General features: G+C 52.1%; 26 protein-coding genes and 1 other RNA gene. 16 read left to right on the forward strand and 11 right to left on the reverse strand.

Translation table 11 applies throughout. The features are described from left to right. Positions 1-319: 319 nt before the first annotated feature. From FD744_RS22125 to smpB, 4 genes are all read right to left on the reverse strand, one after another. Positions 320-595 carry a hypothetical protein gene (locus FD744_RS22125; protein WP_034825546.1) on the reverse strand — a complete coding sequence of 92 codons (276 nt, stop codon included), beginning with the start codon at positions 593-595 and terminating at the stop codon, positions 320-322. Beyond that, positions 592-1,536 (reverse strand): hypothetical protein, encoded by a 945-nt coding sequence (locus tag FD744_RS22130; protein ID WP_034825548.1) that lies wholly within the window; start codon positions 1,534-1,536, stop codon positions 592-594. Before FD744_RS22130 ends, FD744_RS22125 begins: the two co-directional genes overlap by 4 nt. A 299-nt stretch (positions 1,537-1,835) precedes the next feature. After that, positions 1,836-2,197: a transfer-messenger RNA gene (ssrA, locus tag FD744_RS22135) on the reverse strand. Positions 2,198-2,241: 44 nt separating this feature from the next. Further along, the gene (gene smpB / locus FD744_RS22140) at positions 2,242-2,724 is read right to left on the reverse strand and encodes an SsrA-binding protein SmpB (RefSeq protein WP_034825578.1); all 483 of its coding nucleotides are present in this window, start codon (positions 2,722-2,724) and stop codon (positions 2,242-2,244) included. A gap of 158 nt (positions 2,725-2,882) precedes the next feature. On the opposite strand from smpB, the gene FD744_RS22145 reads away from it, so the two are divergent. Together FD744_RS22145 and FD744_RS22150 are read left to right on the forward strand one after the other, a co-directional pair. Next, entirely contained in the window at positions 2,883-3,317 is a 435-nt protein-coding gene (locus tag FD744_RS22145; protein WP_034825580.1) for a type II toxin-antitoxin system RatA family toxin, read from the forward strand. Beyond that, on the forward strand, positions 3,310-3,600 hold the full coding sequence (locus FD744_RS22150; RefSeq protein ID WP_160869439.1) for an RnfH family protein: 291 nt from the start codon (positions 3,310-3,312) through the stop codon (positions 3,598-3,600). Before FD744_RS22145 ends, FD744_RS22150 begins: the two co-directional genes overlap by 8 nt. 53 nt (positions 3,601-3,653) lie before the next feature. On the opposite strand, the gene bamE is transcribed toward FD744_RS22150, so the two are convergent. From bamE to nadK, 3 genes are all read right to left on the reverse strand, one after another. Next, positions 3,654-4,001: an outer membrane protein assembly factor BamE gene (bamE, locus tag FD744_RS22155; RefSeq protein WP_034825584.1), complete on the reverse strand. Its 348-nt coding sequence runs from the start codon at positions 3,999-4,001 to the stop codon at positions 3,654-3,656. 184 nt (positions 4,002-4,185) lie between these two features. Beyond that, positions 4,186-5,847, reverse strand: coding sequence for a DNA repair protein RecN (recN, locus tag FD744_RS22160; RefSeq protein WP_160869441.1), 1,662 nt, complete (start codon positions 5,845-5,847; stop codon positions 4,186-4,188). An 85-nt stretch (positions 5,848-5,932) separates the two neighbouring features. Then, positions 5,933-6,811 carry an NAD(+) kinase gene (nadK, locus tag FD744_RS22165; protein ID WP_034825588.1) on the reverse strand — a complete coding sequence of 293 codons (879 nt, stop codon included), beginning with the start codon at positions 6,809-6,811 and terminating at the stop codon, positions 5,933-5,935. Between the two features lie 122 nt (positions 6,812-6,933). Between nadK and grpE the strand changes: the two genes are divergently transcribed. Continuing rightward, entirely contained in the window at positions 6,934-7,512 is a 579-nt protein-coding gene (gene grpE / locus FD744_RS22170) for a nucleotide exchange factor GrpE (protein WP_034825591.1), read from the forward strand. Positions 7,513-7,561: 49 nt separating this feature from the next. Here grpE and ung read toward each other — a convergent pair whose 3' ends face one another. Then, entirely contained in the window at positions 7,562-8,239 is a 678-nt protein-coding gene (gene ung / locus FD744_RS22175; RefSeq protein ID WP_160869443.1) for a uracil-DNA glycosylase, read from the reverse strand. 264 nt (positions 8,240-8,503) lie between these two features. Here ung and grcA point away from each other — a divergent pair, with 264 nt between their 5' ends. After that, positions 8,504-8,887 carry an autonomous glycyl radical cofactor GrcA gene (gene grcA, locus FD744_RS22180; RefSeq protein WP_038645342.1) on the forward strand — a complete coding sequence of 128 codons (384 nt, stop codon included), beginning with the start codon at positions 8,504-8,506 and terminating at the stop codon, positions 8,885-8,887. Between the two features lie 197 nt (positions 8,888-9,084). On the opposite strand, the gene srmB is transcribed toward grcA, so the two are convergent. Then, positions 9,085-10,413 (reverse strand): ATP-dependent RNA helicase SrmB, encoded by a 1,329-nt coding sequence (srmB, locus tag FD744_RS22185; protein WP_034825597.1) that lies wholly within the window; start codon positions 10,411-10,413, stop codon positions 9,085-9,087. A 137-nt stretch (positions 10,414-10,550) separates the two neighbouring features. Between srmB and FD744_RS22190 the strand changes: the two genes are divergently transcribed. After that, a complete protein-coding gene (locus FD744_RS22190; RefSeq protein ID WP_058959164.1) occupies positions 10,551-11,300 on the forward strand; it encodes a tRNA1(Val) (adenine(37)-N6)-methyltransferase in 750 nt (249 codons plus the stop codon). On the opposite strand, the gene nadB is transcribed toward FD744_RS22190, so the two are convergent. Further along, on the reverse strand, positions 11,285-12,904 hold the full coding sequence (nadB, locus tag FD744_RS22195; protein ID WP_160869468.1) for an L-aspartate oxidase: 1,620 nt from the start codon (positions 12,902-12,904) through the stop codon (positions 11,285-11,287). The two genes, FD744_RS22190 and nadB, sit on opposite strands and share 16 nt — an antisense overlap. Before the next feature lie 442 nt (positions 12,905-13,346). Here nadB and rpoE point away from each other — a divergent pair, with 442 nt between their 5' ends. The 11 genes from rpoE (at position 13,347) to acpS (ending at position 22,712) form a co-directional block, all read left to right on the forward strand. Continuing rightward, the gene (gene rpoE, locus FD744_RS22200) at positions 13,347-13,925 is read left to right on the forward strand and encodes an RNA polymerase sigma factor RpoE (protein ID WP_038645348.1); all 579 of its coding nucleotides are present in this window, start codon (positions 13,347-13,349) and stop codon (positions 13,923-13,925) included. A gap of 27 nt (positions 13,926-13,952) precedes the next feature. Further along, on the forward strand, positions 13,953-14,612 hold the full coding sequence (gene rseA / locus FD744_RS22205) for an anti-sigma-E factor RseA (protein WP_034825605.1): 660 nt from the start codon (positions 13,953-13,955) through the stop codon (positions 14,610-14,612). After that, positions 14,612-15,568, forward strand: coding sequence for a sigma-E factor regulatory protein RseB (gene rseB, locus FD744_RS22210; RefSeq protein ID WP_034825608.1), 957 nt, complete (start codon positions 14,612-14,614; stop codon positions 15,566-15,568). Before rseA ends, rseB begins: the two co-directional genes overlap by 1 nt. Beyond that, positions 15,565-16,029, forward strand: coding sequence for a SoxR-reducing system protein RseC (rseC, locus tag FD744_RS22215; protein ID WP_160869445.1), 465 nt, complete (start codon positions 15,565-15,567; stop codon positions 16,027-16,029). Before rseB ends, rseC begins: the two co-directional genes overlap by 4 nt. 218 nt (positions 16,030-16,247) lie before the next feature. Then, positions 16,248-18,047 (forward strand): translation elongation factor 4, encoded by a 1,800-nt coding sequence (gene lepA, locus FD744_RS22220; protein ID WP_034825613.1) that lies wholly within the window; start codon positions 16,248-16,250, stop codon positions 18,045-18,047. Between the two features lie 9 nt (positions 18,048-18,056). Beyond that, complete coding sequence (lepB, locus tag FD744_RS22225; RefSeq protein ID WP_034825616.1) at positions 18,057-19,028, forward strand: signal peptidase I; 972 nt, start codon at positions 18,057-18,059, stop codon at positions 19,026-19,028. A gap of 132 nt (positions 19,029-19,160) precedes the next feature. Continuing rightward, a complete protein-coding gene (gene rnc, locus FD744_RS22230; protein ID WP_034825618.1) occupies positions 19,161-19,841 on the forward strand; it encodes a ribonuclease III in 681 nt (226 codons plus the stop codon). A 54-nt stretch (positions 19,842-19,895) separates the two neighbouring features. Next, on the forward strand, positions 19,896-20,798 hold the full coding sequence (gene era / locus FD744_RS22235; protein ID WP_034825620.1) for a GTPase Era: 903 nt from the start codon (positions 19,896-19,898) through the stop codon (positions 20,796-20,798). Between the two features lie 3 nt (positions 20,799-20,801). Continuing rightward, positions 20,802-21,530 (forward strand): DNA repair protein RecO, encoded by a 729-nt coding sequence (gene recO / locus FD744_RS22240; RefSeq protein ID WP_034825622.1) that lies wholly within the window; start codon positions 20,802-20,804, stop codon positions 21,528-21,530. Positions 21,531-21,600: 70 nt separating this feature from the next. Then, positions 21,601-22,332, forward strand: coding sequence for a pyridoxine 5'-phosphate synthase (pdxJ, locus tag FD744_RS22245; RefSeq protein ID WP_034825624.1), 732 nt, complete (start codon positions 21,601-21,603; stop codon positions 22,330-22,332). Then, positions 22,332-22,712: a holo-ACP synthase gene (acpS, locus tag FD744_RS22250; RefSeq protein ID WP_034825626.1), complete on the forward strand. Its 381-nt coding sequence runs from the start codon at positions 22,332-22,334 to the stop codon at positions 22,710-22,712. Before pdxJ ends, acpS begins: the two co-directional genes overlap by 1 nt. Here acpS and FD744_RS22255 read toward each other — a convergent pair. Next, on the reverse strand, positions 22,709-22,957 hold the full coding sequence (locus FD744_RS22255; protein WP_034825627.1) for a YfhL family 4Fe-4S dicluster ferredoxin: 249 nt from the start codon (positions 22,955-22,957) through the stop codon (positions 22,709-22,711). The genes acpS and FD744_RS22255 overlap by 4 nt on opposite strands. Positions 22,958-22,989: the final 32 nt, after the last annotated feature.

Raw genomic sequence — 22,989 nt, forward strand, 5'->3', positions numbered from 1 at the left:
TGAAAAAAGTGGTGCATCAGATATTCAGCCTCCATAACTAAAAACGCACATAAATGAATATGGAGGCTAGTTCGTATTTTACATCAGACAGAAGGGGAGGGATTTCGTGGCGATAGTCAGCTATATGAAATTTGGTTGCAATAAGTAAATTAACTATTAGTGCTTGCAGTTATATTGCGAATGGTTTGGTGAGGCTGTGAATTCTATTTTACGAGGTGGTAATCATTTATTTTTTAAATTAAACTCATTATCCAGGTGCTATAAGTACGTCTAATATATATTATTTTCTGGTGAAGCTATTGGATTAAGTGTTGGTGTTTTATTTCCCATCAATCCTTTGAAATTCATTTCTTCTATTTCCTATAGCAATGCAGATGCCGTCAACCATGCTAATATAGTAATAGACAGGATTTGGGAAATGCTCCATCATCCATGGAAGTTCGTCATTGTATTTTATGTCTGAAGTGGAAATGATCCAAGCTGGCTCTCCACTTAAAATGGTCTTCTCTGCTTCATGGTATTTCTCATCCCACCCTTTTTCACTTTTTTGAGCATATTCTTTCGCTATCTGTATCGCTTTTTCTTTAGAAATCATCGTTGCGCTCCGTACCACACTCTGTACATCAATCCACCAACAACCACTGGGCCTAAAAGGATTCCTTTCGCTTCATTTCTTAAAAATGAAAAAGTTATCTCATAAGTGTTGCCTAATGGGAATTTAAAACCCTCGACAATATATTCACGATGCATGCCTCGCGCCCTTAATAAGCCAATAGTCTCTGCAAAAGCTTCTTCAAGATAACGTAAAATAAATGACTTATTATAGGCGCTTTGACGCATAAAGACCCTGAGTTCTCTTAGTAAATAAAATTTTGGAGCAATAAATATGTGCACCTGCTCATGGTAAAGTGTCGTAAGCATTTTCAAGTGCGCCTCATCTTTCGACATTGCCCCCGGATAATAATTACGACCGACTACAGCATCACCCCAGGGCTTTGTTGCACCCTGGATAACATCTTTATGTTTAGTTATTTTTATTTTTGGAGTATAGCGCCATCCGCCATTTCTGGGCAGGCTCATGCGTCTACCAATATCATTACTGTATCTGGGCATGGATTTTCCCTTAAAAGGAATTTTAAAGGTATCCCCCGGTTTTTTCTTTAATAAAACAGCCAGAACAGCATCAACGCCGATCAGAGTTATAGCATCAGCCAAATTTTCTGCCGCCACATCGAGATTTGCCTCATTGCGAGCATTGTTAGTTTTGATAGCAAAATCATACAGCTTCTTCCCGGCTTCAAGCGCCACACCACCTACAGCAGCCCACCCCACAATCAACAGAATGACATCTGCAATTTCACCAATTCCAAAAAAATGCGCACCGACCCAGACAACCACTATCGCAGCCATTGTTGCCAATGCCTGAGGACTAATCATTGCAAGAAGCTGCTGTCCCATTTCATAAGGCAACCGAGCCGCAGCTTTGGTCAGGACTATTTCAAGTCTTGATTGTAAATTAAGGCTAGTGATGTCCATCAGGCAATCTCCGTGACCGATTCGAACAAAGAATAACCTTAGTTGCCAGAAAATCTTTAGGAAAATTCATATATCTGAAATCGCGCACAAATCAACGGTAGGAATGAATTCAGTTATTCAGGGCTGCCACAATAAGGTTATCTGAGCTCAGTGGTGCCTGGTTTAACCAAGCTCAATGACAGAACCATTCCCAACAATTCTCACTTGAAAACGATAGACACAAAAAAGCCCGCAAGGCTTGTGCCGTGCGGGCTTTCAGGACTTCAGCGGACGATTCTGGTATCGCCGCGAAAGAATTTTGGTGGAGCTGGCGGGAGTTGAACCCGCGTCCGAAATTACTACACCGTCGGTACTACATGCTTAGTCAGTCTTTACATTCGCCGGCCAGCTGCGGACAGACACGCCACTGACAAACTAGCCTGATTAGATTTAGTGCTTCAACCCCAGGCAAGGCATCCACACGATCTCTTTTGGGTTTGACCTCTCTTGATCCCCGTCTTAAGAGCGGAAGCTAGGGAGAGAGGGCTCTTGGCAGGTTATTAAGCTGCTAAAGCGTAGTTTTCGTCGTTTGCGACTATTTTTTTGCGGCTTTTAACGAGGCAAACCGCCCCTCGACATGCACCTAAGGCTTCACAATCCCGTCGAGTCCAGAATCAGCCCCAAGAACTTCTTATACTACAGAAAAGTGACGGTTGAATCCAGTGCTTAACGCTTTGAATTCTTCATAATACGTGCTTTATCCATCTGCCATTCGCGATCTTTCACATCGTTACGCTTGTCGTGTTCTTTCTTACCGCGCGCCACACCGATCTTCAGCTTGGCCCAGGCGTTTTTCCAGTACATCGACAGTGCAACCACCGTGAAACCTTCGCGGTTGACACGGCCGTAAAGCGAATCGAGTTCGCGCTGCTTCAGCAACAGCTTGCGGCTACGCGTGGGGTCACACACCACGTGCGTAGAGGCAACCGCCAGCGGCTGGAAAGTGGAACCGAACAGATAGGCTTCGCCATCGCGCAGCAAAATGTAGCTGTCGCTGATATTGGCTTTACCGGCGCGGAGTGATTTAACTTCCCATCCCTGTAGCGACATCCCCGCTTCGAACTCTTCTTCAATGAAGTATTCGTGGCGAGCGCGTTTGTTGAGGGCAATAGTGGCTGAACCGGGTTTGTGAGCTTTTTTCTTTGTCATAGTGCGGCGTAGTCTACATCACTCAGTCTGTGGGCGCATCCCCCTGTCCTGGGGGCGGTAAAAAACACACTATTTTAGCACAGCTGGCAAACCCGTGAATTTTGTTTGGTGTCCGAAAATGGTATTATTCAACGGTTTTGTGATGAACAGGAACCATTATGGCCCAGATTAGCCGTTCGGCGTTGGTCCCCTATAGCGCTGAGCAGATGTATCAGCTCGTGAATGATGTGGACGCTTATCCTCAGTTTCTTCCGGGCTGCACCGGCAGCCGCGTGCTGGATAACAGCGGAAATCAGATGACGGCTGCGGTAGATGTCTCGAAGGCGGGCATCAGTAAAACCTTTACCACACGTAATACCCTGATCAGCAATCAGAGCATTTTAATGCAGCTGGTTGATGGTCCGTTCCGCAAGCTGACTGGTGGATGGCACTTCACGTCTCTGGGTGATGATGCCTGCAAAGTGGAGCTGAGCCTCGACTTCGAATTCACCAATATGTTGGTGGAGATGGCGTTCGGTCGTATTTTCAAAGAACTGGCCAACAGTATGGTGCAAGCGTTCAGTCAGCGCGCGAAAGAGGTTTATCGTGCCTGATATCACCGTTGAGATCGTTTATGCGCTGCCTGAAAAGCAGTATCTGCGTTCGGTAACCCTGGAAGAGGGCGCGACCGTCGAACAGGCGATTAAAGCCTCGGGCTTGTTATCACTGCGCAAAGACATCGACCTGGCAAATAACAAGGTGGGTATTTTCAGCCGGCCAGTAAAGTTGGGTGATGCGGTTCAGGATGGCGATCGCGTGGAGATTTACCGCCCACTGATTGCGGATCCTAAAGAGATGCGTCGCCAGCGAGCAGAACGCTCGGCGAGCAACAAATAGCGGAATCGCAGACACAAAAAAGGCGCTTAAGCGCCTTTTTTGTTGCCGCTCACTTAGCCTTCTTTGCCAGTGAGTTTCGGTTTGTTATCGATATTGGTCAGCGTACCGTTGCTGTCAAAGGTCAGCGTCAGGGTTTGCTGCTTCACGCCTTCATGGCCTGGTTCCTGACGGAACACGTAATACCAGACATTGCTGCCAAACGGATCGTGCATCATCGGTGTGCCGAGAGTGTAGGCAACCTGCTGCTGCGTCATGCCGGTGTGAATCTTCGAAACATCGTTGGCGACCAGGTAATTGCCCTGATTGATATCCGGACGATATACAACGCGCTCAAGGGTGGAACATCCGGCGGTCATCATCAACATTACCACTGCCGCGGCAGTCAGCGTTTTACAGCGCATCTATACATTCCTTTTCTGGGGCCAAACGCCTTTTGTCAGGCTGTTTTGTTGCCATCAAATTCTGAACTCTGCTTACGGCAGGCTTTATTATGGCGATATAACTGCCGATGATAATAAACCTTTGTCCTATTGGAAACCTCTACAGAGCAAGCATATGACCACCAGGCCAGAAAAAAGTGCGGAATCAGGCTGCTAAAAGTTCTTTTGCGTTGGCCAGCGTGTTGCGCGTGACTTCGCTACCGCCTAACAAACGTGCCAGTTCCTGCAGGCGGGCTCGTTTATCCAGCGGCTGCATATGGGTTTCGGTCATCTCGCCATCGGTCTCTTTGCTGACGTAGAAGTGCTGATGTCCACAACCGGCAACCTGCGGCAAGTGCGTCACACACATCACCTGGGTAGATTCGCCCAGTTGACGCAGCATCTGACCGACCACAGCAGCCGTTGGGCCGCTGATACCGACATCCACTTCATCGAAGATCATGGCCGGCGTTTCCATTTTCTGTGCGGTGATCACCTGAATCGCCAGCGCAATACGCGACAGCTCACCCCCTGATGCCACTTTGCCGAGTGGTTGCAACGGCTGGCCAGGGTTGGTGGTCACGCGGAAATCAATGCGTGTAGCGCCATCTGCCGTGAGTTGATCGGCTTTGAACTCCAGTTCAATGGCAAACTGACCGTGCGGCATCGACAGGGTACGCATACTCTGGGTGATCAGCTGGCTAAGTTCATGCGCCGCCTGTTCACGCAGCTGGTGCAGTTTTTCCGCGCAGGCCACAGCCGCCAGATGGTGTGAACCCACTTCATTTTGCAGCGTTTCCTGATCGCTCTCTTGCTGCGACAGTTGTTCTGCTTCGTCCAGCAACTGCTGATAGAGCACCGGTAAGGTTTCTGGCGACACATGATGTTTACGTGAGAGGACAATCTGGCGTGACAGACGTTGTTCCAGTTCATGCAGACGATTGGGATCGAGATCCAGACGTTCACAATAGTGGCGCAGCTCATCGCTGGCTTCGCTCAGTTGAATCGCTGCCTCTTCCAGCAAATTGAACACGCCGCTCACCTTGTCATCCAGCGATACTAATTCGCCGAGCATATTGCGCGCGCTATACAGCAAGCTTTGCAGGTTGGTGTCATCGCTATCGGCGAGAATTTGCAGTGCCTGCTGACTCGTAGAGAGCAGTTGGCCGCTGTTGGCGAGGCGTTTGTACTCTTCATCAATCTGCTCAAATTCGCCCGGCTGCGGGGCAAACTCATTCAGTTCTTTCAGCTGATATTGCAGCAGTTCACGGCGTGCTTCACGCTCCTGTGCCAGCTGCTGATGCTGAGCCAGCGCACGGCAGCTTTGATGCCAGCGCTGGTAGTGCTGACGCATCTCATCAAGCAGGTCATCATGGGCCGCATAAGCATCCAGCAGATGTTTTTGGTGGTCTGGCTTGAGCAGCAGCTGGTGCGCATGCTGGCCGTGAATTTGAATCAGCAACTGACCGAGTTCACGCAGTTGTGACAGCGGCACCGACGTGCCATTGATGAAGCCACGAGAGCGGCCATCGGCACTGATCACGCGGCGCAGCAGGCATTCGTTGCCTTCATCGAGCTGATTCTCCATCAGCCAGCGCTGTGCAGAAGGTGAGGCTTTGAGCTGGAAACGCGCGCAGATATCGGCACGACTGGCACCCTGACGCACCATATCTGCTTCAGAGCGGCCGCCCAGGCACAGGCCCAGCGCATCAATTGCGATGGATTTACCTGCGCCGGTTTCCCCCGTGATCGCTGTCATCCCACGATGAAAGTCGATCTCCAGTTCACGAACGATAGCAAAGTTACTGATGGTCAGTTGTGCCAGCATGAAATCACCTGTATGTAAAAACAGATATGGTTTTTCATACAGTATAAACTGGTTTTTTATACAGTAAAGTGGCTGGCGGTGATTTTCAGAACAATTTTTTTGACCAGCCCAGTTTTGAGCTTAACGTATTAAAATAATTGTAATTTTTAGGATGGATCAGGTTGAGATGATGCGCGCTACGGCGAATCAACACATCTTCTCCTTCCTGAATAGGCAGCGCAATCTGGCTATCGCAGCTGATCTCCAGGTCGCTACGCAGAGATGAGAAACGCAGTCGAATGGTGCTGCTGCTGTTGATCACCAGCGGGCGGGCAGAAAGTGTGTGCGGGAACATGGGCACAATGGCGATGGCATCCAGTGATGGCGTCAGAATCGGGCCGCCCGCTGAGAGGGAATAGGCGGTAGAACCGGTGGGCGTCGAGATGATTAAGCCATCCGAACGCTGGGAAAAGGCAAAAACTTCATCGATATACACCTCGAATTCAATCATGTGTGCCACTTTTCCTGGATGCAGCACCACTTCATTAATGGCACTTCCAATCCGCGGTGAGCACGCTTCTTTGCACACCTGCGCCTCCAGCAGGAAACGGCTTTCGACAAAGTATTCGCCTTGCAGCACATCATCCAGCTGTTGCTGTGCGTTATCGGGATCGAGGTCGGTGAGAAAACCGAGATTACCGCGGTTAATCCCAATCACTTTGATGTCATAACGTGCCAGCACGCGTGCGGCGCCCAGCATATTGCCATCACCGCCCACTACCACGGCTAAATCTGCACGTTGGCCGATTTCCGCCAGGCTGCCGGTTTCCACATCTTTCAGGTTCAATTCGCGCGCAATCTGCTGCTCGACGATCACCTCATAGCCTTTTGCTGTCAGCCAGCGCCAGAGCATTTCATGGGTGGTTAACGCAGTAGGATGGCGCGGATGGCCGACAATCCCAATGCAGTTAAAGTGTTTGTTCATTTAGCGCGTGTTCCTCATAAGCCAAAACGGCCAGGCAATGTGATGGGTTCACTTGAAACCGTCAAACTGATCCCCATAATAAGCCAACCAGCGAGATGAATGTGCAAAACGCGGAGAAATTCATGAGTAGTAAAGAACAGAACACCCCTAACGAGCAAGTCTCAGACGAAATTCAACAGGATCAGCAGCACGTGGACGCAGAGACGGCAACTGAGGTGGATCCGCGTGATGAGCGTATCGCGCAACTGGAAGCGGAATTAGCCCAGTCGCAAGGTGGCGTGCGTGAAGCACAGCTGCGCGCTCAGGCGGAGATTGAGAACATCCGTCGCCGTGCCGAAATGGATGTGGAAAAAGCGCACAAGTTTGCGCTGGAAAAATTTGCCAACGAACTGCTGCCAGTGATTGATAGCCTCGAGCGCGCGCTGGAAGTGGCTGATAAAGAGAACACCGAACTGGCTTCGATGATTGAAGGCATCGAACTGACGCTGAAATCCCTGCTGGGTGCCGTGCGTAAGTATGGTGTTGAAGTGGTCGGTGAAACCAACGTGCCATTCAACCCGGATGTGCATCAGGCGATGTCGATGATTGAATCAGAAGACATGGCACCGAACCATGTACTGATGGTGATGCAGCGTGGTTATACCCTCAATGGTCGCCTGTTGCGCCCAGCGATGGTGGCAGTAACCAAAGCCAAAGGCTAATTACCCTGCTGAATACAAAAACGGCCGCTGATTGCGGCCGTTTTTATTTCTAAGGCAGGACAGGCATCCAGTCGATGGGCGTCTGGCCCGACTGGATTAACAGCGCGTTCGCCTGCGAGAAGTGCTTACTGCCAAAAAAGCCGCGATGGGCGGAAAGCGGTGAGGGATGCGGCGCTTTCAAAACATGGTGGCGTTGCGTATCGATAATGCTGCCTTTCTTCTGCGCATGCGAACCCCACAGCAGGAAAATCACGCCTTCACGATGTTGATTGATCGCGCTTATAACATTGTCCGTAAAGGTTTCCCAGCCGAATCGCGCGTGGGAATGCGCTTTGCTGGCTTCTACCGTGAGCACCGTGTTCAGCAGCATCACACCTTGTGTGGCCCAGCTTTCGAGGAAGCCGTGCTGTGGGCGCGTAAAGCCCGCAATATCCTGCTCCAATTCTTTGTACATATTCAGCAGTGAAGGAGGCGTGGGCACGCCGGGAAGCACGGAGAACGCCAGACCGTGCGCCTGATTCGGGCCGTGATAGGGATCCTGGCCCAGAATCACCACCTTAATGTCGCCCAGTTCCGTCAGACGGAAGGCATTGAACACGTCTTTTTGCGGCGGATACACGGTCACACCTGCGGCACGTTCGTTAGCTACCGCTTTTAAGGTTTCGACGAAGTAAGGTTTTTCTTTCTCTTCAGCCAGCACGTCGTGCCAGGTCAGCTTCTCAGCCATCGTTAACTCCCTGCAAAAATTTGCGCCTAGCTTAACGTGTCGGACACGGCAGCAGAAGGGTAAAAATAATTTGAAAAAATACAGAAAAAGTTTTCATACGTAATGGTTGTAAATCAATTTGTTAGCGATAAAGCGCACTTCGCTTGCCAGCATAATTGATACAGGTCAAAACGGTGGCAAATCCTCAGTGGTATATCAATGTGTCAGATCAATGGATACACCGCGTGATAGGAAACATCGCGCACTAAAGCCCTGGAGGTCACTATGATTACCGGTATTCAAATTACTCAGGCCAATAACCCACAACTGCTGAACTCATTCTGGTTGCTGGATGATGAGAAAGCGGAAGCCCGTTGCCTGTGCGCAAAAGGCGATTTCACGGAAGATCAGATCGTTGCTATTAGCGATCTGGGCGACATTGCTTACCGTGAAATCCCGCTGGAGCAGAAACCCGAGGTGCGTATTGAGGGTGGCCAGCACCTGAACGTCAACGTGCTGCGTCGCGAAACCTTAGAAGATGCGGTTAAGCATCCGGAAAAATATCCGCAGCTGACCATTCGTGTGTCTGGTTATGCGGTGCGCTTTAATGCGCTTACCCCTGAACAGCAGCGCGATGTGATTACCCGTACTTTCACTGAAAGTCTGTAATTGATCGGCTGACGAAAAGTCACACAGCAATACAGGCCGCGCCGATACCCTTAGGCGCGGCTTTTTTGTCTTTATCGATCCTGAAAGGGAATGCCGGAAAGGGGATTCACAGCAAAAATATAACCGAAGCGTTATTTTGGCAGGCTAAAGATAAAAAAAAGGCCTCATCAGAGGCGCTTTATTGAGTGCGTGCTGATTTATTCTGCACCGCTCTCTGGTGTGCTGCTGCCGCTGGCCTTACGACGTTTACCGACATTTTTGGTGTCGCGATGACGTTGTTTAACACGCGGTTTTTCAGCTTCTTTCTCTTTGCGCTCTTTACGCTTCGCAAGGGCTTTTTTTGACGGTTTACCCGTGACTTTAGCACTCGGCGCACGCGATTCCGGACGCAACTCTTCGATGATGCGCGCTTTAATCGGCTCGTTGATATAACGGGTAATTTTACCCAGCAGCACATGATCATGTGCCTCTACCAACGAAATCGCCGTGCCTTTACGTCCAGCTCGCGCCGTACGACCAATGCGGTGCAAGTAGATATCGGCAGTAAGAGGCAGGTCATAGTTGATGACGTGAGTGACGTCATCAATGTCGATTCCGCGTGCCGCAACATCGGTCGCAATCATCACGTTGACGCGATTTTCGTTTATACGCTTAATCGCTTCATTGCGGTTTACCTGCACCATCTCACCTTCAAGATAGCTGGTACGAATGCCGGCTTCGTGCAGCCAGGTCACCAGTTCATGCAGGCGCTCACGCTTACGCACAAACACCACCACGCGCTTGGCTTCAGGCTGTTTTAACAGGTGCACCAGCAGCTTGGTTTTGTGCTCAAGGTTGTCAGCACGATAAAACCACTGTTGAATCTTCTTGCGTTCGCTTTTGCTGGGATCCGCTTCAATTGATACCGGATCGTTCAGCAGACGCTCGGCAAAATCTTTGATGTTCTCGCCTTCCAGCGTGGCGGAGAACAGCAACGTCTGTTTGCGCCAGCGGGTTTCCGCCGCGATGGTTTCAATATCCTGCGCGAAGCCCATATCGACCATGCGGTCGGCTTCATCCAGAATCAGCGTTTCTACGGCGCGGCAGTCAAAGTTTTCTTCTTTGATGTACTGCAGCAGGCGACCGGTAGTGGCCACCACGATGTCCTGGTTTTCGCTGAACACTTCGGCGTGGTTCATATAAGCCACACCACCGGTGATGGTAGCGATATCCAGGTGCGTGTGTTTAGCCAACTCACGTGCGTGATCGGCAACCTGCATCGCCAGTTCGCGGGTTGGCGTGAGGATCAAAATACGTGGCGGGCCCGATTTTTTGCGTGGGAAGTCGAGCAGATGCTGTAAAGCGGGCAGCAGAAAAGCAGCGGTTTTCCCCGTTCCGGTTGGCGCCGAACCCAGAACGTCACGGCCTTCCAGCGCGGCAGGAATGGTCTCAGCCTGAATGGCAGTGGGGCGCGTGAAACCTTTTTCCTGCAGCGCTTGCAGCAGGCTTTCGTCGAGTTCGAGTTCGGAGAATGTGGTTACGGTCATGGTCTACCTCAGTTTGGGGCGCTGATTATAGACAGAACAGACATAATCTTCATCTGTTTGTGTGCAGCAGGTGAAGGTGAATTCCCCTCACGACCACGTTACACTCCCCGCAGTAGATAATTCAACGGTAGTGAAGTATGTCTCAGGACCAGCCGCAGACGCGGGCAATGTTAAGAAAAGATGGTTTTACCTTTAAGCAATTTTTCGTGGCGCATGACCGCTGTGCGATGAAAGTCGGCACCGATGGCGTGTTACTGGGTGCCTGGGCGCCAGTTGCAGGCGCGCGACGAATTCTGGATATTGGCTGCGGCAGCGGATTGATTGCGCTGATGCTGGCACAGCGTACGCCACAACAGGTGATGCTGGATGCCGTCGAGCTGGAAGCCAGTGCGGCTAGCCAGGCTGAGGAAAACGTGCAGGCTTCTCCCTGGGCCGATCGCATCACTGTACATCAACAGGACATCGTCAGCTGGAGCGAGCAATCGGAAAAACGCTACTCCCTGATCGTCAGCAATCCACCTTTTTTTGCGCCGGGAACGGCGTCAGCCAGCGCAGAGCGTGATAGCGCGCGCAGTACCACCACCCTGGATCATCCCACGCTATTGCGCTGTGCCGCTCAGCTAATTGAAGAAGAGGGGATTTTTTGCGTGGTGCTGCCCGAGGATGCGGGAGAAAATCTCATCCCGCTGGCGCTGGCTGAAGGCTGGCATCTGCGATATCGCTACGACGTGGCGGCTTACGCGCATCGTCCGCCGAATCGTCTAGTGTTAGGTTTCTCGCCCACGGCAGGCGAAACGTTGCTGGAACGTCTCGCCATTCGTGATGAAGATAAGAGCTATTCGGCTGACTGGCTGAGTCTGGTGAGTGATTTCTATCTGTTCCGATAATGCTCTGGCTGGAGTTGAGTCGGTAAAGCTTCCGGGAGTTGATCGGGATAATCAGGCGTATAGTGCAGGCCACGGCTCTCTTTGCGTTCCAGCGCACAGCGCACCATCAACTCCGCCACCTGCACCAGATTGCGTAACTCCAGCAGGTTATTGGAGAGGCGGAAATGCGCGTAATACTCATCGATCTCCTGCTGTAGTAAATTAATTCTGCGCAGTGCGCGCTCAAGCCTTTTGGTGGTGCGCACAATTCCCATGTAATCCCACATGAACAGGCGCAGTTCATGCCAGTTGTGCTGAATCACTACGCGTTCGTCCGCGTCATCGACCCGGCTTTCATCCCAGGCCGGCAGTTGCTCGACGGCGGCAACATCCGGCAAGCGGCGAATCATGTCTTCTGCCGCAGACCAGCCATACACCAGACACTCCAGCAAAGAATTCGATGCCATACGATTGGCACCGTGCAGGCCGGTATAGCTCACCTCGCCAATGGCATATAGCCCATCAACATCGGTGCGGCCCTGCTGATCCACCATCACGCCGCCGCAGGTGTAGTGGGCGGCAGGAACGATGGGAATTGGCTGTTTTGTCAGGTCCAGTCCGAAGGTCAGCAATTTCTCGTAGATCATCGGGAAGTGCGCGCGGACAAAACTCTCTGGCTGGTGGCTGATATCCAGATACATGCAATCGACACCCAGACGTTTCATTTCATGATCGATGGCACGAGCCACGATATCGCGCGGGGCCAGTTCGGCGCGCTCGTCAAAATCAGGCATAAAACGGGTACCATCCGGGCGCAGCAACCATGCGCCTTCGCCGCGCAACGCTTCCGTGAGCAAAAAGTTCTGTGCCTGAGGATGGAATAAACAGGTGGGGTGGAACTGATTGAATTCCAGATTGGCGACACGGCAGCCAGCACGCCATGCCATCGCAATACCATCACCAGAGGCCACATCCGGGTTGGTGGTGTACTGATACACTTTTGCTGCACCGCCAGTGGCCAGTACCACCGCACGAGCACGACAGGTTTCCACCTGTTCGCGATTGCGGTTCCAGATCCACGCGCCCACCACCCGACGCTTGCCCGGCAGCCCCAGTTTGTCGGAAAGAATTAAATCAACGGCGTTAGTGCGTTCAATAATACGGATGTTGGGATGGCTCAGCGCCTGGCTCACCAGCGTGGTTTCCACCGCGTGGCCAGTGGCATCGGCGCTGTGCAGGATTCGACGATGGCTGTGACCACCTTCGCGCGTCAGATGGTAACGCGCTTCGCCGTCACCTTGTGGTTCCTTGTCGAAGGCCACGCCGTTATCAATCAACCACTGCACGCAATGGCGCGCATTGCTGGCGATAAAGCTAACGGTTTCGCGCTCACATAAGCCTGCACCGGCAATTAATGTGTCTTCGACGTGAGATTCAATGCTGTCTGTTTCATCAAACACCGCGGCGATACCGCCCTGGGCATACAGCGTCGAACCTTCGTTCACCTGTGCTTTGCTTAACACTGTCACCTGGTAATAGGGTGCCAGTCGCAGCGCCAGAGAGAGGCCTGCAGCACCGCTACCCACAATTAACACATCACATTGGTAATCAGGATTCGATGTCATGGTGTTTAATTTACTAAACAAAAGGTTTCCCGAGCATAAGCCTGGAAGCCGGTCCTGTGAAGTATTTTGAACAAATTACGCGGTAAAATTATCCAGAGCGGCGACATAATCACGCGATTTCAGTAAGTTATGTCCGAAAATAAGCACATCGTGTTTTTTATACCAAACACTCTGAAAATTCAGGTAATAAAGGTGAAAATTAGGGCGTCATAGGGTACTCTCCCAGCGATTATCGGTGCCGCAAATGACGCCAACGGCGTAGCCAGTCGCTACACTGAAAGACAATCAACAACAATGATGTCGTGGTTCCGATACGGAAAATATCTGGTCGTGGTGAACTTCAGGCCAACATATGACTCTAAGCGCATGCTTGCTCAGAACAATGAGATGTGCTGGCAGTTCACTTACGCATAAAAAGAGATTTGGGGAGACATTACCTCGGATGAGCGAGCAGTTAACGGATCAGGTTCTCGTTGAGCGGGTTCAGAAGGGAGATCAAAAGTCATTTAATTTACTGGTGATTCGATACCAGCATAAAGTGGCGAGCCTGGTTTCACGTTATGTCCCTTCAGGCGATGTGCCTGATGTGGTTCAGGAATCCTTTATTAAAGCGTATCGCGCACTGGAATCTTTCCGTGGCGATAGCGCCTTTTATACATGGCTGTACCGCATTGCGGTGAATACAGCAAAAAACTATTTAGTGGCTCAGGGGCGTCGTCCGCCATCCAGCGATGTGGATGCTATCGATGCAGAAAATTTCGAAAGTGCGGGAGCATTAAAAGAAATTTCGAACCCTGAGAACTTAATGTTGTCAGAGGAACTGAAACAAATTGTTTTTCGGACCATTGAGGCGCTTCCCGAAGATCTGCGTATGGCCATCACCCTAAGGGAGTTGGATGGTTTAAGTTACGAAGAGATTGCCGCCATCATGGATTGCCCGGTGGGTACGGTTCGTTCGCGTATCTTCCGTGCCCGAGAGGCCATTGATAATAAAGTTCAACCGCTTATCCAACGTCAGTGATAACGGCTACTGGAAGGGTACCAAAGCATGCAGAAAGAAAAACTTTCCGCTTTAATGGATGGTGAAACTCTCGATAACGAGCTGCTGGCGTCGTTGTCGAAGGATGCAGATCTTCAAAAAAGCTGGGAGAGCTACCATCTAATCCGCGACACCTTACGAGGTGATGTCGGTGAAGTGCTGCATTTTGATATCTCCGCACGCGTTGCAGCGGCCATTGAAAATGAGCCATTGCGTAAAGTGACTCCGCTGATTCCTGAAGCGCAGCCTGAGCCATCACGCTGGGAGAAAATGCCGTTCTGGCGCCGTGGCGGCACCTGGACTGCACAACTGGCGCAGATTGGTGTGGCTGCCTGTGTCTCGCTGGCCGTGATTGTGGGTGTTCAGCACTACAATACTCAGCCTGGCAGCAGTGCAACGGAAACCTCAGACTCTCCAGCGTTTAATACGCTGCCGATGATGGGTAAAGCTTCTCCTGTCAGTCTTGGCGTCCCTTCTGACGCGTTTGACACCAACAGCTCTAACCAGCAGGTGCAGGAACAGCGTCGTCGTGTGAATGCCATGCTGCAGGACTATGAACTGCAACGCCGTCTGCATGCTGATCAGGTCCAGTTCGATGAAAAGAATGATCCACAGCAGGCGCAAGCTAACGTTCCCGGAAATCAGTCGTTAGGAACTCAACAGCAGTAATGAAGCAACTTTGGTGTGCCGTTAGCCTGCTGGCAGGCAGCCTGCTTTGGTCCTCCACCGCCCCGGCGCAGACATCTGCTTCCGGGGCGTTGTTACAGCAGATGGAGCAGGCAAGCCAGAACCTCAACTACGAATTCGCCTACATCAATGTTTCTCGTCTTGGCATTGAATCTCTGCGCTATCGTCATGCAGTTATCGATAATCGTATCTTTGCCCAACTGTTGCAGATGGATGGGCCGCGTCGTGAAGTGATTCAACGTGGCAATGACATCAGCTACTTCGAGCCAGGGCTTGATCCCTTCTCGCTACCGGGCAATCACATTATTGATGCGCTGCCTGCATTGATGTTTGCTGATTTCTCCCGCCTTGGTGATGCCTACGATTTTATTCCGGTAGGACGTTCACGTATGGCCGATCAAATGTGCGAAGTGGTGCGCATCGTGTCGCGTGATGGCACGCGCTACAGCTATGTAGTGTGGCTGGATGTTGATACTAAATTGCCGCTACGCATTGATTTGCTGGATCGTGATGGTGAAACGCTGGAGCAGTTCCGTGTCATCAGCTTTGCGGTGGATGAAGGCGTACGTAATCTGATGCAGGGGTTGGAAAAAGCCAATCTGCCGCCAACGCTGTCATTACCGGCGGGCGATAAAGTGCAGCTCAGCTGGCAGCCTGGTTGGTTGCCAGCGGGTATGACACTGATTTCGCAGAGTCGCCGCGATATGCCAGCCATGAATAAAACCGTAGAATCTCGTCTGTACAGCGATGGCTTATTTAGCTTTGCTATCAACATTACGCCTGCCGATAAAAGCAGTGTGCCGCAGTCATTGCGCACTGGGCGTCGTACGGTGCAGACAGAAGTGCGCGATAATCGTGAAATTACCGTGGTGGGTGAGTTACCTCCTGCAACGGCCAAACGTATTGCGGACAGCATAGATTCAGGTGCACAAAAATGATGAGAGAATGGGCCACCGTGGTGGCGTGGGAAAAAGGCATTGCCACGCTGCACTCGGAAGCGAAAACCTCCTGTAACAGCTGCTCAGCCCGCAAAGGCTGCGGTAGCCACGCGCTCAACCAGCTTGGGCCGAAAAATGCCCATGTGATGACCATTGCCAGCCCGGAGCCTTTACAGCCCGGGCAGCGCATTGAATTGGGCATTCGTGAAAGCAGCCTGTTAGGTTCAGCGCTGCTGGTTTACATGACGCCGCTGCTTGGCCTGTTTTTAGTCGCAGGTCTGTTTCAGATGCTGTTCCACAGCGATCTGGCGGCGGCATGCGGTGCGCTGTTAGGCGGCATCGGTGGCTTTATTGTGGCTAAAGGGGTTTCCAGCGTGTTCGGTCATCGGGAAGCCTTTCAGCCGATCATCCTCAGCGTTGCGTTACCGCCCGATGCCATACGCGTAGAAAATGAAGGTTGATCCCTGCCAGGGCCGCGCAATGCGCGGCTTTTTCATTTAGGCTTACCCGCTGAAATCTGTTGCGATTCCCCACAGTTCCATTCTTTAACGCGCGGCGTTAACAGTGTAATATGCGTCGTCATTAATGAGGCTGACAGGATTCCGGGTAAAGCTCACTTTCCTGAATGTGTCTGTGCTCAAGTTTTCCACTGATTTTTTACGTGAAGATATTCATATAAATGAAGCACATACGAAATTTCTCCATCATCGCACACATCGACCACGGCAAATCAACGCTCTCTGACCGCTTGATTCAGATTTGTGGTGGCCTCAGCGATCGTGAGATGGCGGCGCAGGTTCTGGATTCTATGGATCTGGAGCGCGAGCGCGGCATTACCATCAAAGCGCAAAGCGTCACGCTCGATTACAAAGCGCTGAACGGTGAAACTTACCAGCTCAATTTTATCGATACTCCCGGCCACGTTGACTTCTCCTATGAAGTTTCCCGCTCTTTAGCGGCTTGTGAAGGGGCTTTGCTGGTGGTCGATGCAGGTCAGGGCGTTGAAGCACAGACGCTGGCGAACTGCTACACCGCAATGGAAATGGATCTGGAAGTGGTACCGGTTCTGAACAAAATCGACTTGCCTGCGGCCGATCCTGAGCGCGTGGCGGAAGAGATTGAAGATATCGTTGGTATTGATGCGGCTGATGCCGTGCGCTGCTCGGCGAAAACCGGCGTTGGCGTTCCGGATGTGCTTGAGCGTCTGGTGCGTGATATCCCACCACCGGAAGGTGATCCGGAAGGCCCACTGCAGGCGCTGATCATCGACTCATGGTTCGATAACTACCTGGGCGTTGTGTCACTGATTCGTATCAAGAACGGTACGCTGCGTAAAGGCGACAAAGTGAAGGTGATGAGCACCGGTCAGACCTATAACGCTGATCGCTTAGGTATCTTTACACCGAAACAGGTTGACCGTAATGAACTGAACTGCGGTGAAGTAGGCTGGTTGGTTTGCGCTATCAAAGACATCATGGGCGCGCCAGTCGGTGACACCCTGACGCTGCAACGCAATCCTGCTGAACATGTCCTGCCAGGCTTTAAGAAAGTGAAGCCACAGGTATATGCTGGCCTGTTCCCGATCAGCTCTGATGACTATGAAGCGTTCCGTGATGCGCTGGGCAAACTGAGCCTCAACGATGCCTCACTGTTCTATGAGCCAGAAAGCTCAACGGCGCTGGGCTTCGGCTTCCGCATCGGCTTCCTGGGTCTGCTGCACATGGAGATCATTCAGGAACGTCTGGAGCGTGAATACGATCTCGACCTGATTACTACAGCGCCAACGGTAGTTTATGAAGTCATCACCACCGACGGCCAGACAGTCTATGTTGACAGCCCTTCGAAGCTGCCACCGCTGAACAATATTGAAGAACTGCGCGAACCGATCGCCGAGTGTCATATGCTGCTGCCGCAGGAATTCCTCGGCAACGTGATCACCCTGTGTATTGAGAAACGCGGTGTGCAGACCAACATGGTTTACCACGGTAAACAGGTTGCGCTGACCTATGAAATCCCGATGGCAGAAGTGGTACTCGACTTCTTCGACCGTCTGAAATCAACGTCTCGCGGCTATGCATCGCTGGACTATAACTTTAAACGTTTCCAGGCCTCTGACATGGTGCGTGTCGACGTGATGATTAACTCAGAACGTGTTGATGCGCTGGCGCTGATTACCCACCGTGATAACTCTCAGTATCGTGGCCGCGACCTTGTGGAGAAGATGAAAGATCTGATCCCACGTCAGCAGTTCGATATTGCGATTCAGGCGGCAATCGGCAACCACATTATCGCTCGCTCAACGGTCAAGCAGCTGCGTAAAAACGTCCTGGCGAAATGCTATGGCGGTGACGTGAGCCGTAAGAAGAAACTGTTGCAGAAGCAGAAAGACGGTAAGAAGCGAATGAAGCAGGTCGGCAACGTTGAGCTGCCGCAGGAAGCATTCCTTGCCATTCTGCATGTCGGTAAAGACAGCAAATAAGGAACTTTAATGGCTAATATGTTCGCCCTGATTCTGGTGATCGCCACGCTTATAACGGGTGTTATCTGGTGTATCGATCGCTTTAAGTGGGCTCCGGCGCGTCGTGCTAAGCAGGCAGCTGCACAAGCGCAGGCGGGCAACACATTGGACGGCAAAACGCTGGCCAAAGTGGCGGCTCAGCCAGGCTGGGTAGAAACGGCGGCATCGGTGTTCCCGGTGCTGGCAGTGGTACTGATCGTTCGCTCATTTATTTTTGAGCCGTTCCAGATCCCATCAGGTTCCATGATGCCGACGTTGCTGATTGGTGATTTTATTCTGGTGGAGAAGTTTGCTTACGGAATCAAAGATCCGATTACTCAAACCACGCTGATCCCAACGGGTCATCCGCAGCGTGGTGATGTGGCGGTGTTTAAATACCCGAAAGATCCGAGCGTCGATTACATTAAACGTGTGATCGGTCTGCCGGGCGACAAAGTGGTGTTTGATCCTTACAGTAAAACGCTGACGGTTAACCCGGGTTGTGGCACGGGCAAATGCGATACCGCGTTGCCGATCACCTATACCAACGTGGAGCCAAGCCGCTTCATTCAAACCTTCAGCGGCTTTGATGGCAATGAAACCGGTAACGGCTTCTTTGAAGCACCACAGGGCGAAACCATGAAGGGCGGCCTGCGTCTGGGAACACGTAAAGAGACGTTGGGCACGGTGACGCACGATATCCTGTTAGTAAACGAAGCGCAGAGCCAGGCAAGCATGTATTATCAGCAGCCGGGTCAGCCGCAATCCACATGGATCGTGCCGGAAGGGCAATATTTCATGATGGGCGATAACCGCGATAACAGCGCCGACAGCCGCTACTGGGGCTTTGTGCCTGAGAAGAATCTGGTCGGTAAAGCGGTGGCTATCTGGATGAGCTTTGAGAAACAAGAAGGACAGTGGCCAACGGGCGTGCGCTTAAGTCGCATCGGCGGAATCCACTAAGCATTATGCCCACTGCGGTGGGCAACACGGTTGGCCTCTTTCGGGGGGCCACTGCAAACGAAACAGAACGTGTTGGAAGCTCAGCCCTGTTTCGTATGCAGAGTTACAGACGCACAGAATAACTGGAATCGCATGAACCCCATCCTTATTAACAAGCTGCAGCGCAAACTGGGCTACACTTTTACTCATCCGGAACTACTGCAGCAAGCATTGACTCACCGCAGTGCCAGCAGTAAGCACAATGAACGTCTTGAGTTTCTTGGCGATTCCATTCTCAGCTATGTGATTGCCAATGCGCTTTATCACCGCTTCCCGCGTGTGGATGAAGGTGACATGAGCCGCATGCGCGCTACGCTGGTACGGGGCAATACCCTGGCAGAGATGGCGCGTGAGTTTGAACTTGGAGAATGTTTACGTCTTGGACCGGGCGAGCTGAAGAGTGGCGGTTTCCGTCGCGAATCGATTCTTGCTGATACGGTTGAAGCGCTGATTGGCGGTATCTTCCTCGACAGCAACATTCAAACCGTTGAGAAACTGATTCTCGATTGGTACCAAAATCGCCTTGATGAAATCAGCCCGGGTGATAAGCAAAAAGATCCAAAAACGCGTCTGCAGGAGTTTCTGCAAGGGCGTCACCTGCCGCTGCCTTCTTATCTGGTGGTGCAGGTGCGTGGCGAAGCCCACGATCAGGAATTCACCATTCACTGTCAGGTGAGTGGCATGGCAGAACCGGTGGTGGGTGTAGGTTCCAGCCGCCGTAAAGCAGAGCAAGCTGCCGCTGAACAGGCATTAATTAAGCTTGGTCTCGAATAAAATACATAGTCATATCGCAGCGTCGACAGCGACGCTGCCCAAGTCAGGACTCGAATGAGCGAAATCGAAACACACAGCGGCTTTATCGCGATTGTCGGCCGACCTAACGTCGGCAAATCCACCTTACTGAACCAATTACTGGGGCAGAAAGTGTCGATCACCTCGCGTAAACCGCAAACCACGCGTCACCGCATCATGGGTATTCACACTGAAGGCGCTTATCAGGCGATCTACGTGGATACTCCCGGGCTGCACATGGAAGAGAAGCGGGCGATTAACCGCCTGATGAACCGTGCTGCCAGCAGCTCAATTGGTGATGTGGAGCTGGTGATTTTTGTTGTTGAAGGCACCCGCTGGACGCCGGACGACGAAATGGTCTTGAACAAGCTGCGCGACGGCAAAGTGCCGGTGGTGCTGGCGGTTAACAAGGTCGATAACATTCAGGATAAAACCATTCTGCTGCCACACCTGCAGTTCCTGAGCCAGCAGATGAATTTCCTTGAGATTGTACCGATCTCGGCAGAAAGCGGTAAGAACGTTGATGCCATTGCCGCTATCGCGCGTAAATGCCTGCCGAAATCTGACCATCACTTCCCGGAAGATTACATCACCGATCGTTCACAGCGCTTCATGGCGTCTGAGATCATCCGTGAAAAACTGATGCGCTTCCTCGGTGCGGAACTGCCTTACTCAGTGACCGTAGAAATCGAACAATTCGTTTCTAACGATCGTGGTGGCTATGACATCAACGGTCTGATCCTCGTCGAGCGCGAAGGGCAGAAGAAGATGGTGATTGGCAACAAAGGCGCCAAGATCAAAACCATCGGTATTGAAGCGCGTAAAGACATGGAAGAGATGTTTGAAGCAAAAGTGCATCTCGAACTGTGGGTTAAAGTGAAATCGGGTTGGGCGGATGACGAACGTGCACTGCGCAGCCTGGGCTATACAGACGAATAATTGATGGAAGGCTGGCAACGCGCCTTTGTGCTGCATAGTCGCCCTTACAGCGAAACCAGCCTCCTGCTCGATCTGTTCAGCGAAAGCGAAGGGCGCGTCCGCGTCCTGGCCAAAGGCGCACGCTCGCGCCGTTCCCAACTCAAAGGTGCACTCCAACCCTTCACGCCGCTGCTGGTGCGTTGGGGTGGACGTGGCGAAGTTAAAACGCTGCGCAGCGCCGAAGCGGTGTCGCTGGCCTTACCGCTCAGTGGTATCACGCTCTACTGTGGGCTGTACGTTAACGAACTGCTGTCTCGCGTGCTTGAGCAGGAAATTCCTTTCTCCGACCTCTTCTTTGACTATCTCCATTGCATCCAGATGCTGGCCGCAGGCAGTGGCACGCCTGAACCGGCGCTGCGTCGCTTTGAACTGGCGCTGCTGGGCCACCTGGGTTACGGCGTGGATTTCCTGCACTGTGCGGGCAGTGGTGAAGAGATCGATGACGGCATGACGTACAGTTATCGTGAAGAGAAGGGGTTTATCGCCAGCCTGGTGGTGAACCAACGCAGTTTTACCGGTCGCCAGTTGCGTGCGCTGTGGGAACGCGAGTTTCCCGATGCTGACAGCCTGCGTGCTGCCAAGCGCTTCACGCGTATGGCGCTCAAGCCTTATTTGGGCGGTAAACCGCTGAAGAGCCAGGAACTGTTTCGCCAGTTTGTGCCCAAAAAGAAGCCCGATGTGGCAAACGACTAGCGCTGGTCGTACCGCCTGATATGCTCAGCACGGTACACTGCAAACACACTGAACCTATTTAAGGATTGTCATGGCTGAGTTGCTGTTAGGGGTCAACATTGACCACATCGCCACCGTACGTAACGCACGTGGCACGAATTATCCCGATCCAGTCCAGGCTGCGTTTGTTTCTGAACAGGCGGGCGCAGATGGCATCACTGTGCACCTGCGTGAAGATCGTCGTCATATCACCGATCGCGATGTGCGAATTCTGCGCGATACCATCCAGACGCGCATGAATCTGGAGATGGCGGTAACCGATGAGATGATCGACATTGCCTGCGACATCAAGCCGCACTTCGTGTGTCTGGTGCCAGAAAAGCGCCAGGAAGTGACCACCGAAGGCGGATTAGATGTGGCGGGTCAGCAGGACAAAATCAACGCAGCGGTTCGCCTGCTGAGCGAAGCGGGTATCCTGGTGTCGCTGTTTATCGATGCCGATCATCGCCAGATTGAAGCGGCCGTTGCCAGCGGCGCACCCTACATTGAGATCCACACCGGCGCCTACGCGGAAGCACCGGAAGGGCTGGAGCGTGAAGCCGAGCTGTCTCGCATTCGCAAAGCGGCCACGTTTGCAGCCAGCCTCGGTTTGAAGGTTAACGCCGGTCACGGTCTGACGTATCACAACGTGCAACCCATCGCTGAACTGCCGGAGATGCATGAGCTAAACATTGGTCACGCCATCATTGGCCGTGCGCTGTTCAGTGGCCTGGCGGATGCGGTGTCAGAGATGAAGCAGCTGATGCGGGAAGCGCGTCGTTAATGGCGATTCTCGGACTTGGCAGTGACATCGTTGAAATCGAACGTATTGCTGGTGTGATTGAGCGATCCGGCGATCGACTGGCTCGACGCGTTTTGAGCGAAGCCGAGTGGCAGCAATATCAGGCACACCAGCAACCGGTGCGCTTTCTTGCCAAACGTTTTGCGGTGAAAGAGGCGGCGGCCAAAGCCTTTGGTACCGGCATTCGCGGTGGCCTGGCATTTAATCAATTCGAAGTGTACAACGATGCGCTGGGCAAACCGGGCTTACGCTTTTTCGAACAAGCGAAAGTGATTGCCAGTCAGTTGGGCGTAAAGCATGTGCATGTCACGCTGGCCGATGAGCGTCACTATGCCTGCGCAACGGTGATCATCGAAGACTAAGGGTGCAACACGACAAATTTCTCCCACAGCGCCTCACGGGTTTCCGGGTGCTGTGGGTCAGAAATGATGGTGTTATCAATCGGGCAGACGCTTTGGCAGGTCGGCACATCATAATGGCCTACGCACTCGGTGCAGCGGTCGACATCAATCTCATAGATCATCTCACCTAAGCTGATAGCCTGGTTCGGGCATTCGGGTTCGCACATATCGCAATTGATGCATTTCGCCGTAATGAGTAAAGCCATGATCGCCGTTAGCCTGATAAAGAAGGCGCGCA

This window comes from Pantoea sp. Taur (assembly GCF_009830025.1).
GTDB classification, from domain to species: domain Bacteria; phylum Pseudomonadota; class Gammaproteobacteria; order Enterobacterales; family Enterobacteriaceae; genus Pantoea; species Pantoea communis.

Bases quoted from the DNA above. Each gene is read 5' to 3' on its own strand.
- FD744_RS22125 (WP_034825546.1), bottom strand. From the start codon at position 595: ATGATTTCTAAAGAAAAAGCGATACAGATAGCGAAAGAATATGCTCAA.
- FD744_RS22130 (WP_034825548.1), bottom strand. From the start codon at position 1,536: ATGGACATCACTAGCCTTAATTTACAATCAAGACTTGAAATAGTCCTG.
- smpB (WP_034825578.1), bottom strand. From the start codon at position 2,724: ATGACAAAGAAAAAAGCTCACAAACCCGGTTCAGCCACTATTGCCCTC.
- FD744_RS22145 (WP_034825580.1), top strand. From the start codon at position 2,883: ATGGCCCAGATTAGCCGTTCGGCGTTGGTCCCCTATAGCGCTGAGCAG.
- bamE (WP_034825584.1), bottom strand. From the start codon at position 4,001: ATGCGCTGTAAAACGCTGACTGCCGCGGCAGTGGTAATGTTGATGATG.
- recN (WP_160869441.1), bottom strand. From the start codon at position 5,847: ATGCTGGCACAACTGACCATCAGTAACTTTGCTATCGTTCGTGAACTG.
- nadK (WP_034825588.1), bottom strand. From the start codon at position 6,811: ATGAACAAACACTTTAACTGCATTGGGATTGTCGGCCATCCGCGCCAT.
- grpE (WP_034825591.1), top strand. From the start codon at position 6,934: ATGAGTAGTAAAGAACAGAACACCCCTAACGAGCAAGTCTCAGACGAA.
- ung (WP_160869443.1), bottom strand. From the start codon at position 8,239: ATGGCTGAGAAGCTGACCTGGCACGACGTGCTGGCTGAAGAGAAAGAA.
- grcA (WP_038645342.1), top strand. From the start codon at position 8,504: ATGATTACCGGTATTCAAATTACTCAGGCCAATAACCCACAACTGCTG.
- srmB (WP_034825597.1), bottom strand. From the start codon at position 10,413: ATGACCGTAACCACATTCTCCGAACTCGAACTCGACGAAAGCCTGCTG.
- FD744_RS22190 (WP_058959164.1), top strand. From the start codon at position 10,551: ATGTCTCAGGACCAGCCGCAGACGCGGGCAATGTTAAGAAAAGATGGT.
- nadB (WP_160869468.1), bottom strand. From the start codon at position 12,904: ATGACATCGAATCCTGATTACCAATGTGATGTGTTAATTGTGGGTAGC.
- rpoE (WP_038645348.1), top strand. From the start codon at position 13,347: ATGAGCGAGCAGTTAACGGATCAGGTTCTCGTTGAGCGGGTTCAGAAG.
- rseA (WP_034825605.1), top strand. From the start codon at position 13,953: ATGCAGAAAGAAAAACTTTCCGCTTTAATGGATGGTGAAACTCTCGAT.
- rseB (WP_034825608.1), top strand. From the start codon at position 14,612: ATGAAGCAACTTTGGTGTGCCGTTAGCCTGCTGGCAGGCAGCCTGCTT.
- rseC (WP_160869445.1), top strand. From the start codon at position 15,565: ATGATGAGAGAATGGGCCACCGTGGTGGCGTGGGAAAAAGGCATTGCC.
- lepA (WP_034825613.1), top strand. From the start codon at position 16,248: ATGAAGCACATACGAAATTTCTCCATCATCGCACACATCGACCACGGC.
- lepB (WP_034825616.1), top strand. From the start codon at position 18,057: ATGGCTAATATGTTCGCCCTGATTCTGGTGATCGCCACGCTTATAACG.
- rnc (WP_034825618.1), top strand. From the start codon at position 19,161: ATGAACCCCATCCTTATTAACAAGCTGCAGCGCAAACTGGGCTACACT.
- era (WP_034825620.1), top strand. From the start codon at position 19,896: ATGAGCGAAATCGAAACACACAGCGGCTTTATCGCGATTGTCGGCCGA.
- recO (WP_034825622.1), top strand. From the start codon at position 20,802: ATGGAAGGCTGGCAACGCGCCTTTGTGCTGCATAGTCGCCCTTACAGC.
- pdxJ (WP_034825624.1), top strand. From the start codon at position 21,601: ATGGCTGAGTTGCTGTTAGGGGTCAACATTGACCACATCGCCACCGTA.
- acpS (WP_034825626.1), top strand. From the start codon at position 22,332: ATGGCGATTCTCGGACTTGGCAGTGACATCGTTGAAATCGAACGTATT.
- FD744_RS22255 (WP_034825627.1), bottom strand. From the start codon at position 22,957: ATGGCTTTACTCATTACGGCGAAATGCATCAATTGCGATATGTGCGAA.